12 protein-coding genes are annotated in these 12,383 nt (G+C 72.4%); 6 read left to right on the forward strand and 6 right to left on the reverse strand.

Going from position 1 to position 12,383, the window contains the following annotated elements:
- Positions 1-28: 28 nt before the first annotated feature.
- Entirely contained in the window at positions 29-1,534 is a 1,506-nt protein-coding gene (locus OG975_RS38075) for an IucA/IucC family protein (protein ID WP_406334027.1), read from the reverse strand.
- A gap of 125 nt (positions 1,535-1,659) precedes the next feature.
- Between OG975_RS38075 and OG975_RS38080 the strand changes: the two genes are divergently transcribed.
- The 3 genes from OG975_RS38080 to OG975_RS38090 all read left to right on the forward strand — a co-directional run bounded on the left by OG975_RS38080 (position 1,660) and on the right by OG975_RS38090 (position 4,518).
- Positions 1,660-3,177: an IucA/IucC family protein gene (locus tag OG975_RS38080; RefSeq protein ID WP_406334029.1), complete on the forward strand. Its 1,518-nt coding sequence runs from the start codon at positions 1,660-1,662 to the stop codon at positions 3,175-3,177.
- A 106-nt stretch (positions 3,178-3,283) separates the two neighbouring features.
- Positions 3,284-4,198 (forward strand): HipA family kinase, encoded by a 915-nt coding sequence (locus OG975_RS38085; protein ID WP_406334030.1) that lies wholly within the window; start codon positions 3,284-3,286, stop codon positions 4,196-4,198.
- A gap of 38 nt (positions 4,199-4,236) precedes the next feature.
- Positions 4,237-4,518: a SelT/SelW/SelH family protein gene (locus OG975_RS38090; protein WP_327432879.1), complete on the forward strand. Its 282-nt coding sequence runs from the start codon at positions 4,237-4,239 to the stop codon at positions 4,516-4,518.
- A 12-nt stretch (positions 4,519-4,530) separates the two neighbouring features.
- Here the strand turns inward: OG975_RS38090 and aceB are convergent, their stop codons facing one another.
- Positions 4,531-6,165, reverse strand: a complete 1,635-nt coding sequence (aceB, locus tag OG975_RS38095) for a malate synthase A (protein ID WP_406334031.1) — start codon at positions 6,163-6,165, stop codon at positions 4,531-4,533.
- Between the two features lie 196 nt (positions 6,166-6,361).
- Positions 6,362-6,961 carry an NTP transferase domain-containing protein gene (locus tag OG975_RS38100; protein WP_369263473.1) on the reverse strand — a complete coding sequence of 200 codons (600 nt, stop codon included), beginning with the start codon at positions 6,959-6,961 and terminating at the stop codon, positions 6,362-6,364.
- 209 nt (positions 6,962-7,170) lie between these two features.
- On the opposite strand from OG975_RS38100, the gene OG975_RS38105 reads away from it, so the two are divergent.
- A complete protein-coding gene (locus OG975_RS38105; protein WP_330308300.1) occupies positions 7,171-7,485 on the forward strand; it encodes a DUF5955 family protein in 315 nt (104 codons plus the stop codon).
- A 12-nt stretch (positions 7,486-7,497) separates the two neighbouring features.
- Here the strand turns inward: OG975_RS38105 and OG975_RS38110 are convergent, their stop codons facing one another.
- Both OG975_RS38110 and OG975_RS38115 read right to left on the reverse strand, forming a co-directional pair.
- Complete coding sequence (locus OG975_RS38110; RefSeq protein WP_406334032.1) at positions 7,498-8,130, reverse strand: response regulator; 633 nt, start codon at positions 8,128-8,130, stop codon at positions 7,498-7,500.
- Entirely contained in the window at positions 8,127-9,458 is a 1,332-nt protein-coding gene (locus tag OG975_RS38115; RefSeq protein ID WP_406334033.1) for a sensor histidine kinase, read from the reverse strand. The genes OG975_RS38110 and OG975_RS38115 overlap by 4 nt, the downstream gene beginning before the upstream one ends.
- Positions 9,459-9,680: 222 nt before the next feature.
- Here OG975_RS38115 and OG975_RS38120 point away from each other — a divergent pair, with 222 nt between their 5' ends.
- Positions 9,681-10,718, forward strand: coding sequence for an ABC transporter permease (locus OG975_RS38120; protein ID WP_406334034.1), 1,038 nt, complete (start codon positions 9,681-9,683; stop codon positions 10,716-10,718).
- 8 nt (positions 10,719-10,726) lie between these two features.
- Positions 10,727-11,395 (forward strand): ABC transporter ATP-binding protein, encoded by a 669-nt coding sequence (locus OG975_RS38125; RefSeq protein WP_406336657.1) that lies wholly within the window; start codon positions 10,727-10,729, stop codon positions 11,393-11,395.
- Here the strand turns inward: OG975_RS38125 and OG975_RS38130 are convergent, their stop codons facing one another.
- A complete protein-coding gene (locus tag OG975_RS38130; RefSeq protein WP_406334035.1) occupies positions 11,396-12,199 on the reverse strand; it encodes an IclR family transcriptional regulator in 804 nt (267 codons plus the stop codon).
- Between the last annotated feature and the right edge of the window lie 184 nt (positions 12,200-12,383).

Consider the following 12,383-nt stretch of genomic DNA (forward strand, 5'->3'; position numbering starts at 1 on the left):
GGATCCTATTGATCAAACGTGCCGTGCTTCAAAACGAGCGGGTGACGAGCGGGTTGGGAAGCCGCGTCCAGATGTCGCCGGAGGTGTCCGGAGACAGCCGCATCAAGGTCAGCGCCTTGGTCGGAAGCGGTTCGTGAAGGAGGGCGCCGAGGTCCGCGGTGCGGGGCAGATCGGGTACGACGGACTCCAGGGCCTCGCGCAGCACGTCGGACGATCCCGCGGTCGCGCCCAGCGTGCCGCCCACCAGGGAACCGAACAGCTTGCGCCGCAGGGCGGTTTCATCGTCCGTGACCGTGCGCCCGGCCAGGGGCGGGACCGGAACGCCGCGACGGGTCAGGCGGGCCGGGCTGACCCGGATGTCGGCGAGGTCGCGGTAGACGAGCCGGAGAGGGGCGCCCGTGGGGGAGAGGACGACGAGGAGGTTCTGGCCGTGCGCTTCCAGGGCCACGCCCAGGTCGAGCAGGCGGAGGCAGACGGTGACGGCGAGGCGGGTGAAGTCCGCCAGCCAGGAAGGCGACCGGGGGAGTTCCGTGGTCGCCAGGGCGGCCACCGGGAGCACCCGCTCGCCCGTACGCGCGTACACGTCCGGGGACTCGCGCAGCACCGCCGCCAGATTGGGGGAGCCGGACGTGGCGGCACCCAGGGTGTGGGTGACGTGCAGCAGGCCGTCGGTCCGGGCGGCCATGTCCTGCGCGAACGCCGAGACCGTCGCCGACGTCTCGATCGAGTAGACCGAGATGTCCCGGACCGAGGACGTCAGCCGGGCGCTCAGAGCCGTCTTGACGTGCGGGCCGTCGGGGAGGGCGAGAGTGCGCAGCGACATCAGCGGATGCGCGGCGACACTTCCCTGGGACGGGGCGCCGATCAGGACATGGGCCGCCTGCCAGGGGTGGACCGGGATCAGGACGCGCTCCTCGTCCCGGAGCCACTTGGGCCACTCGCCCTTGACGACACAGTCCTCCACGGGCACCAGACCCAGCTCCACCACCGGCCGGTGCTCCGGCCCGTACGCGAGCTGTTCCGCCACCGAGAACCCGGGCCGGGAACGGCAGTTGGGGTGGAACGGATGCCCGTCGACCACCCGCTGCTCCCACTCCCAGCCGCTCTCCGGCTCCCGGCCGGACGCCGGCTGACCCGCCCGGGACAGCGCCAAGGAGGCCACACTGTGGTCGAGTTCGGCCGCGAAGGCCAGGCCGTGCGGCACCGCGAGGGCGTCGACCAGCCGGGCCGGACGGTCGTACGACCGCTCGTCGAGCCGCACTTCGGTGACGTACGCGGCGGTGGCGTACGGGTCGGCGTGCGGGCCGTGCAGCCGTCGGCCGTCGGTCAGATGGAGCGTGAGACCGTCGCGCCCCGGCTCGCGGCGCGCGATCCACGGCAGCGGCTCATGCGCCAGCGCCCGCCACAGCCGGGTCAGCACGGCCGCCCGGGCGCCGGGCAGCGCCCGCGCGTACGGCGCCGACAGGGCGGGGCGTACGACGCTCAGTTCGTCGGCGAGCGCGGCCTCCGCCTCGGGCGGGGAGGGACGGTGCACGGTCGGGCTCCTTGGGTACGGGGACTGCGTCGCGGTCGTCCGCGACGGCAGACATACTGATCACCAGTGCGCAGACATACTGATCACCAGTGCACCGTATGGAACGAATGGATCGCGTGGACTCCATGCCCCCCAAGCTCCCCCCGCTCGACAGGGGCACGATCGAAGAGACCGCCGACGCGTACGCCGCCGCGCCGCTGCTCAATTGTCTCCTGCGGGAGGTGGCGGAGCGCGCGCAGGAGCCCGGTGTGTACCGGCTCCCGTCCGGCGGCCGGCTGCTGCGGGTGCGGGGCGTCCGGCGACCCATGGAACCCGAGGTGTACGCCGACGGTGCCTGGCACCGGCTCACCCACACCGAGCTGGTCAAACTCACCGCCGAGGAGCTGCGCCGCTGCACCGGCCTGTCCAGCTCCGAACTGCCCACCGAGATGACCGACAGCCGCGACGCGGTGGCCGCGCTGCTCACCGCACGTGCCCGCACCACCCCGCCCGACGACCTGTATCTGCGCTCGGAACAGTCCCTGATCACCGGGCACCCGTACCACCCCGCCCCCAAGGCCCGCGGCGGCGGCCCGGTCACCGGCTGGCTGCCGTACGCGCCCGAGGCGTACGCCCGCTTCCCGCTGGAACTGCTCGCCGTACGCGAGGACGCGGTCGTCGAGGAGGGCGACACGACGGCGCTCGACGTCTTCGGGGAGGCCCCGCCCGGGTACCGGCTGCTCCCCGCCCATCCCTGGCAGCTCGACCTGGTGGGCGCGCGCCCGGAGATCCTGGACGCCTTCGCGGACGGCCGGCTCGTACGGCTGGGGCGCACCGCACGACCCCTGTGGCCGACGGCCGCCATCCGCACGCTGTACGCCCCCGACGACGACCTGTTCGTGAAGTTCAGCCTCGATGTGCGCATCACCAACGACATTCGCCGGCTGTGGCGGCACGATCTGCTGAAGATGCGCCGCACCGACGAGGTGACCGCCTCGGCGTTCGCCGCGTCGCGAGGTCCCGCCGCCTGGCTGAGCGACCGCGGCTACCGCACCGCCGGCTTCGCCTTCGAGGAGCTCGCCGTCCTCGTCCGCGACGGACTGCGCGACCACCTGGTGCCCGGCGCGACCCCGCTCCTCGCGGCCGCCCTCGTGGAGGGCTTCGACGGCAGCCCCCTCGACGGTCTCACCGACCCGTCCGCCTGGTGGGCGGCGTATCTGCGCCAGGTCGTGCCTCCGGTGCTGGAGGCGTTCGACCGCCACGGAGTCGTCATCGAGGCACATGTGCAGAACACGCTGGTGGCGGTCGACGCCGACGGCATGCCCGTACAGGCCCTGTTCCGGGACGCGGAAGGCGTGAAGGTGCTGCCGGGGGTGACGCGCGCGGCCGGCTGGGAACGCCTCGTGTACTGCCTGATCGTCAACCACCTCGTCGAACTCGCCGCGCTCCTCGCCGAACTCCACCCGGGCGTGGACCTGTGGCCCGCCGTACGCCGGGAGTTGATCCGTTACGACGCGGACCACGGCCTCCCCGAGATCGCCGGCCTGCTCGCCTCGCCCACCCTCCCCGGCAAGACGAACCTGCTGCTGCGGTGGACGGGCGCGGACGGCGCGGACGCGCGCTATGTGCCCCTGCCCAATCCGCTCCGGGAGACGGCGAGCTGATCGTCTGCCTCGAAGCGGCGCCGTGTCCGGTGGTCGCCCGTCCTGCCCCCCGCCGCCGTCGGCTCCCGCTCAGGCATTCGCCGCCCGCTGCTTTACGCTGGCCAGTGTGCTGCGCGACGTGACTGCTGTTCGATACGTGAACCCGCTGAGGGCGGGCGGCTCCGTGCCCGGAATCGTCGAGGCCGACGACCTGGGGACGTACGTCGTGAAGTTCACGGGCTCCGCGCAGGGCCGCAAGGCGCTGGTCGCCGAGATCATCGTCGGTGAGCTGGCGCGCGCTCTCGGGCTGCGGTTCCCCGAGCTGGTCCTCGTGCACTTCGACCCGGCGGTCGGCGAGCACGAGCCCCACCAGGAGGTGCAGGACCTCCTTCGGGCCAGCGCCGGACTCAACCTCGGCATGGACTATCTGTCGGGCGCGAAGGACTTCACCCCGGAGATCGCCAAGACGTTCGCCGTCGACCCGCTGGAGGCGGGCAAGGTGATCTGGCTGGACGCCCTCACGGTCAACGTGGACCGCACGGTGCACAGCTCGAACCTGATGATCTGGCCCACCTTCGGCATCGCGCCCCCGCGACTGTGGCTCATCGACCACGGCGCGGCCCTCGTCTTCCATCACCGCTGGGACGCCTCGTCGCCGGAGAAGGCGTACGACTTCCGGCGCCACGCGCTGGGCGGCTACACCCCGGACACACGGGCCGCGGACGCCGTACTCGCCCCGCTGGTGACCGAGGAGCTCCTGCGCGCGGTGCTGGCCGAGGTCCCCGACGCGTGGCTCACGGAAGAGCCCGGTTTCGGGACCCCCGACGAGGTCCGCGAGGCCTACGTCGGTTATCTGCACGCCCGGGTGCGGGCGTCCGCGGCCTGGCTCCCCACGGACTTCCCCAGCCGGGAGGAGCTCGCCGCCGAAGACGCCCACCGCGCGGCGAAAACCCAGGAAGGCCGGCCGGACTGGCTGAAGCGGGTCCCGGACCTGCACGGCAAACCGGCGGCGGAACAGGATTGGTCGGTGCACCTCGGATGACCACGGAGAACACTCGCTCGACGACGGAGAACACGCGCTTGAGCACGGAGAACAGCCACCGCGTCCAGATCGAGTACTGCACCCAGTGCCGCTGGCTGCCCCGCGCCGCCTGGCTCGCCCAGGAACTCCTCACCACGTTCGAGACCGAGCTGACCGAGCTTTCCCTGAAGCCCGGCACTGGTGGTGTCTTTGTCGTACGGGTCGGCGACGAGGTCGTCTGGGACCGCCGTGAACAGGGCTTCCCCGAGCCCACGGCGGTGAAGAGGCTCGTACGCGACCGAGTGGCCCCGGAAAAGTCCCTGGGCCACTCGGAGAAGTGAGACGGGCTCGGCTCAGCCGGCCAGCTGCTCGTACGCGGGCAGGGTGAGGAAGTCCGCGTAGTCCTCGTCCAGCGCCACCGTGAGCAGCAGGTCGTGCGCCTGCTGCCAGTTGCCCGCCGCGAAGGCCTCCTCGCCGATCTCGGCGCGGATGTTCGCCAGCTCCTCGGCGGCGACCTCGCGGGCCAGCTCCGGGGTGGCCGCCACGGTCTTTCCGTCGTGCTCGAAGACGACACCCGCGTTGATCCACTGCCAGATCTGCGAGCGGGAGATCTCGGCGGTCGCCGCGTCCTCCATCAGGTTGAAGATGGCGACCGCGCCGAGGCCGCGCAGCCAGGCCTCGATGTAGCGGATACCGACCTGGACGGCGTTGACCAGACCGTCGTACGTGGGCCTGGCGTCGAGCGAGTCGACGGCGATCAGGTCACCGGCGGCGACCGACACGTCCTCGCGCAGCCGGTCCTTCTGGTTCGGCTTGTCGCCGAGGACGGCGTCGAAGGAGGCCATCGCGATCGGGACCAGGTCCGGGTGCGCGACCCAGGAGCCGTCGAAGCCGTCGCCCGCCTCGCGGTCCTTGTCGGCCTTGACCTTCTCGAAGGCGACCTTGTTGACCTCTTCGTCGCGCCGCGAGGGGATGAACGCCGCCATGCCGCCGATCGCGTGCGCGCCGCGCTTGTGGCAGGTGCGGACGAGGAGTTCGGTGTACGCGCGCATGAACGGGGCCGTCATCGTCACCGCGTTGCGGTCCGGCAGCACGAACTTCTGTCCGCCGTCACGGAAGTTCTTGACGATGGAGAAGAGGTAGTCCCAGCGGCCCGCGTTCAGGCCGGCGGCGTGGTCGCGGAGTTCGTAGAGGATCTCCTCCATCTCGTACGCGGCCGTGATCGTCTCGATCAGGACGGTCGCGCGGACGGTGCCCTGCGGGATGCCGACGTAGTCCTGCGCGAAGACGAAGACGTCGTTCCAGAGGCGGGCCTCCAGGTGCGACTCCGTCTTCGGGAGGTAGAAGTACGGGCCCTTGCCGAGGTCGAGCAGACGCTGCGCGTTGTGGAAGAAGTACAGGCCGAAGTCGACGAGCGCGCCCGGGACGGCCTTGCCGTCCGCGTCGACGAGGTGTCGCTCGCCCAGGTGCCAGCCGCGCGGGCGCATCACGACGGTCGCGAGCTGGTCGTTCGCCTTCAGGGCGTACGACTTGCCGGACTTCGGGTCGGTGAAGTCGATGTTCCGCGTGTACGCGTCGATCAGGTTGAGCTGGCCGGTGACCACGTTCTCCCACGTGGGCGCCGAGGCGTCCTCGAAGTCCGCGAGCCAGACCTTGGCGCCCGAGTTGAGGGCGTTGATGGTCATCTTGCGGTCGGTGGGGCCGGTGATCTCGACACGGCGGTCGTTCAGGGCGGCCGGAGCGGGGGCCACCTTCCAGGAGTCGTCCGCGCGGATCGCGGCGGTCTCCGGGAGGAAGTCGAGCGTGGAGGTGCGGGCGATCTCGGCGCGGCGCTCCGCGCGGCGGGCGAGGAGCTCGTCACGCCGGGGCGTGAACAGCCGGTGCAGCTCGGCCACGAAGGCGAGGGCCGCGTCGGTGAGGACCTCTTCCTGCCGGGGCAGGGGCTCGGCGTCGACGATGGCCAGCGAGGACGGCGCTGGTGCGGACATGAGCTGTCACTTCCTTCAGCGAGCTGCGTACATACGGCACTGGGTGCCACGGGCACCTGAAGCGGCTGACCGAGCCTGCGAGGCGGTCCAGCCCTTCTGAGCAGTGGATACTAGTTTCCTCATGGTGGAAGTTCAATGGTTTGTTGATGTCGAGATTCTCCGGGTCGAGGCAAAGTGGCGCTCGGTGCCACCATGCTTACTCAAGGTGGATCAGATCGCCCTCCGTGTCGATGTCGTACGCCTGCGCCACATCCCCGCACTCGACGAGCGTGATCGCGTCCTCGTGGGCCTTCAGATAGGCGCGTGCCCCCCGGTCGCCCGTCGCGGTTGCCGCGATTCCGGCCCAGTGGCCGGCGCCGAAGAGCACCGGATGGCCGCGTTCCCCGTCGTACGCCGCCGCCACGAGCGACAGCGGGGACTCGTACGCGGCGAGAACCCGGGCCACCGCCTCCCGCCCGATCCCGGGCTGATCGACCAGCGACACCAGCGCGGCCGGCGCCCCCGTGCCCGCCAGCGAGTCGAGCCCCGCCCGCAGCGAGGAACCCATCCCCTCCTCCCACTCGGGGTTGTCCACGAGGACACACCCGGGCAGCGAGGCCCGCTGTCGTACGGCATCGGACTGGGCGCCCAGGACCACGTGCACGCGGGTGCAGCCGCCCGCGCGCAGGACCGCGACCGCGTGTTCGACAAGGGGCCGCCCCCGGTGGGACAGGAGTGCCTTGGGGCGGCCCCCGAGGCGCCGCCCGCCGCCGGCCGCCAGCAACAGCCCGGCCACCTGGTCTTTGTTCTCCGTCATGTCCCCTGCATACCCGACCCGGCCCGGGCGCGCCCCGGAACCCGGGCAGGCCCTGTGGTGTCCATGGGCTGAATTTCGGTCCGCGGAGTGGCGCCCGGCGCGCAGGTAGGCGTTTACTGGCCCGCGTCCCCCGGCGTCCGACCACCGCCATGGGGAGCTGGGGCGGACGCGAACGATGGGCGCACAACGGCGTGCGAGGGGGGAGAGCTGTGTTGCGGAGCTTGGGGCAGAGGCCAGTGACCGGCAGCGACGAGGACCCGAGGGTGGCGGAACTGCGTACCGCCGTCTCCCGGCTGCGCCGTGAACTCGCCGCGCATCCCGCCGAGTTCCCCGACCGGGGCATCGCCGAGGACGAACTCGCGGCGCTGGCCGCCATGGCCGTCAGCGGTATCCCCGAGATCCCCCGGCTGCGCCGCTCCCTGCTCCTGATCGCGGGCGCGATCGGCTCGGTCAGTGCCCTGGCGACGAGCCTCGGCCACGTCCGCAGCGCGGTGGAACTGTTCGGGGAACCGCCGCGCCGGTGACCGCCCGGGTCGCTAGCCTCTGCGCCGGATGACGCCCCGTTCGGTGGCAGCCGCCACCGCCGCCGTGCGCGAGTCCACGCCCAACTTGGCGTAGATGTGCACCAGATGGGACTTCACCGTCGCCTGGCTCAGAAACAGACGCTTGCTGATCTGCTGGTTGGACAGGCCGTCCTTGACGAGTTCGAGGACTTCCAGTTCGCGGCGGCTCAGGGCGGCGGCCGGGGTGCGCATGCGGTCCATCAGGCGGTCGGCGACCGTGGGGGCGAGGGCCGAGTGGCCCGAGGCGGCGGTGCGCACCGCCGCGGAGAGCTCCTCGGGCGGGGCGTCCTTGAGGAGGTAGCCCGCCGCGCCCGCCTCGACCGCGGCCAGGATGTCCGCGTCGGTGTCGTACGTGGTCAGTACCAGGACGCGGGGCGCGCCGGCACGAGCCGTGATCGCCGCCGTGGCCTCCGCGCCGTGCATACCGGGACCGAACTGCAGGTCCATGAGGACGACGTCGACGCCACCCGCCCCGGCGCGTTCGACCGCGGCCTCCGCCGTCGGTGCCTCCGCGACGATCTCGAAGTCCGGCTCGGCCGACAGGACGGCGCGCAGTCCGGCGCGTACGACGGGATGGTCGTCCGCGAGCAGCAGGCGGATGGTCATGCCCGGCTCCCGGCGGCACGCGCGGGCGGGAGCCGGTCCGTGTCGGCGGACCGGGGAATCCGGTCCGCGCCGGCAGGCTGAGCGATCCGGTCCGTGTCGGCCGGCTGCCGGGCAAGCCGCTTGGTGTCGGCCGGCCGAGGAACCCGCTCCCCGGCGACGGGCAGCGGGAGCGTGACCGCCACCGCCGTGCCCTGCCCCGGCGCCGACTCGACGGCGAACGTCCCGCCCAGCGACTCCGCGCGCGTGCGCATCGCGGGCAGACCGAAACCGCCGTCCTCCCGGTCCCCCTGCGGCCGTACGGCATCGGGGGCGAAGCCGACCCCGTCGTCCACGACGTCCAGGGCGACCGCCGTGTCCATGAAGCTGAGCGTGATCTCGGCGCGGCCGGCGCGCGCGTGCCGCAGTGTGTTGCCGAGCGCCGACTGGGCGATCCGCAGGAGAGCCACCTCGTACGGGGTCGGGAGTTCGGCCGGGGGGCCGCTCACCGAGAAGCGGATCGTCGGGGCGTCGACGGCGCGCGACCGGCACAGCCGCTCCAGGGCTCCGGCGAGCGAGCCGTGTTCCAGGTCGGGCGGGGTCAGGGCGCGGACGAAACGGCGGGCCTCGGCGAGGTTGTCCTGGGCGGTCGAGCGGGCCTGTTCGATGTGCGGGGCCGCCGGGGAGTCCGCCGGCAGCAGGCGCTGGGCGGCGCGCAGCAGGAGCTGGATGCTGGACAGGCCCTGCGCGAGGGTGTCGTGGATCTCGTGGGCGAGCCGCTCCCGCTCGGCGAGCGTGCCCGCGGTGCGCTCGGCGTCGGCCAGCTCGGCACGGGTGGCGATGAGCTCCTCGATGAGCTCACGGCGGCGCTCGCTCTCGCGGTACAGCGCCTCGTATCCGAGCACCGTGGCGACCGCTACCGCCGCCCCGAGGAGCGGGCCGATGAACGCGCCCGGCGTGAGGTGCGAGCCGTGCGCCAGGAAGCTCGCGATGGCCGCCGCGGCCGTCAGGGCGACCGCGGGCAGGCGCCCGCGCACGGGCAGCAGGTGCAACTGCAGGAAGTAGAGGGGGAACGCCGCCCACAGGCCGTCCGGCGAGAGGGTGAGGAGCACCAGCCAGCTCGCGCTCAGGGCGGCCAGCCACACCGCCGCCGCACCCCGTGAGCGGTGCACCGCCGGGGTGCACACGCCCGCCGCGAACACCGTGCCCATCCCGAGGGCCGACAGGACCACGGCCAGGGGGTGCGGGCTGTCCCCGGCACGGACCGCGGCCAGCACCAGAAGCCCCGCGAGCAGTGCGTACAGGCACAGGCGCAGGGTGGCGACGACGGGGGAGCGGCGGAGGACGTCCATGGTCGTTCCAGGGTAGGCGGACGCGAGCGGGCCCCGGTCAACCGAAAGTTTGAAAGAGGGCCCCGTACTTCGGCGGCGCGGGGTCCGCCCATCGGTGTCGTCGGCTCACTCCTGCGACGACACGGCCTCCGTCCTTCGGCGGCACGGCCTCCCTCCTTCGATTCGGGTGAACCATGCCGTGGCGCGATGCCCCGGACACCGCCCGGGCCGCAGGGTGGGGGCATGTTCGTCGCATGGAGAGACCTCCGGTTCGCCAAGGGGCGGTTCACCCTCATGGGGGCCGTGGTCGTGTTGATCACCCTGCTCGTGGGGCTGCTGTCCGGGCTGACCGCCGGGCTCGCCAAGGAGAACACCTCGGCGATCACCGGCCTGCCCGCCGACCATCTCGCCTTCGCCGCGCCGCCGGACGGCCAGTCGGTGTCCTTCACCAACTCGGCGGTCCCCACGCGTGTGTGGCGGACGTGGGACCGGCGGCCGGGCGTCACCTCGGCGGAGCCGATCGGCATCCGCACGCTGAACGCGGCCGCCGGGGACCGTACGGCCGCGGTGTCGACGTTCGCCGTGCGGCCGGACTCCGGGATCGCCCCGCACGGTGTCGGCCCCGGCCGGATCGTGCTCTCCGAGAAGGCCGCCGCCGAGCTCCGCGTCGGAGCCGGAGACCGGGTACGGCTAGGCGGCTCCGAGCGGACCGTCGCGGCGGTCTCCGGCGACGCCTCGTACAGCCATACGCCGGTGGTGTGGACCGCCCTGTCCGGCGAAGCCACCGTGGTCGCCCTGCGCACCGACGGCGCCGACCTCGCGGCGGGCGACCGGGCCGCGGGCACCAGGACCCTCACCAAGGACGACGCCCGCACCGCCATCGGCTCCTACCGTGCGGAGAACGGCTCGCTCCAGCTGATGCGCGGCTTCCTCTTCGTCATCTCTGCGCTCGTCATAGGGGCGTTCTTCACGGTGTGGACGATCCAGCGGTCCGGTGACATCGCCGTACTGAAGGCGCTGGGCGCCTCCACGCCGTATCTGCTGCGCGACGCGCTCGGCCAGGCGGTGCTGATGCTCACCGCCGGGACGCTCCTCGGCACCGGACTCGCCACCGCGATCGGCGGGCTGGTGCGGGGCGGCGACGTGCCGTTCGTCCTCGACGCGCCGACCGTCCTCGGGCCCGCCGCCGTGATGATCGCCCTCGGGGCGCTCGGCGCGGGCCTGTCCATCCGGCGGATCACCGCCGTCGACCCGCTGACCGCACTGGGGAGTGCCCGATGAGCCTGTCCTTGTGTCTGTCCCTGGCCGACGTCACCCTCACCTATCCGGACGGCGACGGCCGGCTGACCGCCCTCGACCGGGTCGGCCTCGACGTCCCGGCCGGGACCATGACGGCGATCGTCGGCCCGTCCGGCTCCGGCAAGTCCAGTCTGCTCGCGGTCGCCGCGACCCTGGTCGCGCCGGACCGCGGACGCGTCCTCGTGGGCGGTACGGAGACGGGGACGCTGAGCCCCGCCGAACGGGCCGTGCTGCGGCGGCGTGAGATCGGCATCGTCTTCCAGCAGCCGAACCTGCTGCCCTCGCTGACGGCGCTGGAGCAGCTCCAGGTGATGGGCCACCTGGACGGACGGCGCCATGTGGCGGACCGGGCGAGGGAGTTGCTGGCGGCGGTGGGGCTCGCCGACCTGGCGCACCGGCGTCCGCACCAGCTCTCCGGCGGTCAACGGCAGCGCGTGAACATCGCTCGCGCGCTGGTCAACGAGCCGTCCGTGCTCCTCGTCGACGAACCGACCAGCGCGCTCGACCACGAGCGGGGCGCGGCCGTCCTCGACCTGCTGGTCCGGCTCACCCGCGAGCGCGCCACGGCCACCGTCCTCGTGACGCACGACCGCGCCCACCTCGGGGAGGCGGACGCGGTACGGGAGATGGCGGACGGGCGGCTTCGGGTACTCGTCTGATCAGGCCCCGGGACCCGAGCTGGCCAGTGCCACCGACAGTTCTTCCGCGACCTGCTGCAGCACGGGCACGATCTTCTCGGTGGCCGCCTCGGTGACCCGGCCGGCGGGCCCGGAGATCGAGATGGCGGCGGCGGTGGGGGAGTCGGGCACGGAGACGGCCAGGCAGCGGACGCCGATCTCCTGCTCGTTGTCGTCGACCGCGTAGCCGAGCCGGCGTACCTCGTCGAGTGCGGCGAGGAAGCCGTCCGGCGTGGTGATCGTCTTCTCCGTGGCGGCGGGCATGCCGGTACGGCCCAGCAGCGCGCGCACCTCGGCGTCCGGGGTGTGGGCGAGCAGCGCCTTGCCCACACCGGTGGAGTGCGGCAGCACGCGGCGGCCCACCTCGGTGAACATGCGCATGGAGTGCTTGGACGGCACCTGTGCGACGTAGACGACCTCGTCCCCGTCGAGCAGAGCCATGTTCGCGGTCTCGCCGGTCTCCTCGACGAGGCGTGCGAGGTAGGGGCGGGCCCAGGTGCCGAGCAGCCGGGAGGAGGATTCGCCGAGCCGGATCAGACGGGGACCGAGCGCGTACCGCCGGTTGGGCTGCTGACGTACATAACCGCAGGCCACCAGCGTGCGCATGAGCCGGTGGATGGTGGGCAGCGGCAGCCCGCTGCTCGCGGAGAGCTCGCTCAGGCCGACCTCGCCCCCGGCGTCCGCCATGCGCTCGAGCAGGTCGAAGGCGCGCTCGAGGGACTGGACGCCGCCACTTGGGGCGGGGGTCTTGGCGGCGTCTGTGGTGCTGGCGCTGGACGGCGGCACGAGGCGGTCCTTTCACGACTGACAGGCAGTGATGCAGCCTACCTGTGACTCGGTTGACTCCTGGGTGGTGCGTAGCTACGTTCTGCTTGCTGGAATTCTACTTCCGCTTTGTGGAAACATCCAGAGGGGGCGCGTTCGGGGCAGAGTGGAGAGGTGAGCCCTTGACGGCGCGGGGGCCGGAGTG

Source organism: Streptomyces sp. NBC_00203, from assembly GCF_045206325.1.
Taxonomy (GTDB): domain Bacteria; phylum Actinomycetota; class Actinomycetes; order Streptomycetales; family Streptomycetaceae; genus Streptomyces; species Streptomyces lutosisoli.

Excerpts from the sequence above, each read along its gene's own strand:
- OG975_RS38100 (WP_369263473.1), bottom strand. The coding sequence starts at position 6,961 with ATGACGGAGAACAAAGACCAGGTGGCCGGGCTGTTGCTGGCGGCCGGC.
- OG975_RS38080 (WP_406334029.1), top strand. The coding sequence starts at position 1,660 with ATGCCCCCCAAGCTCCCCCCGCTCGACAGGGGCACGATCGAAGAGACC.
- OG975_RS38115 (WP_406334033.1), bottom strand. The coding sequence starts at position 9,458 with ATGGACGTCCTCCGCCGCTCCCCCGTCGTCGCCACCCTGCGCCTGTGC.
- aceB (WP_406334031.1), bottom strand. The coding sequence starts at position 6,165 with ATGTCCGCACCAGCGCCGTCCTCGCTGGCCATCGTCGACGCCGAGCCC.
- OG975_RS38120 (WP_406334034.1), top strand. The coding sequence starts at position 9,681 with ATGTTCGTCGCATGGAGAGACCTCCGGTTCGCCAAGGGGCGGTTCACC.
- OG975_RS38110 (WP_406334032.1), bottom strand. The coding sequence starts at position 8,130 with ATGACCATCCGCCTGCTGCTCGCGGACGACCATCCCGTCGTACGCGCC.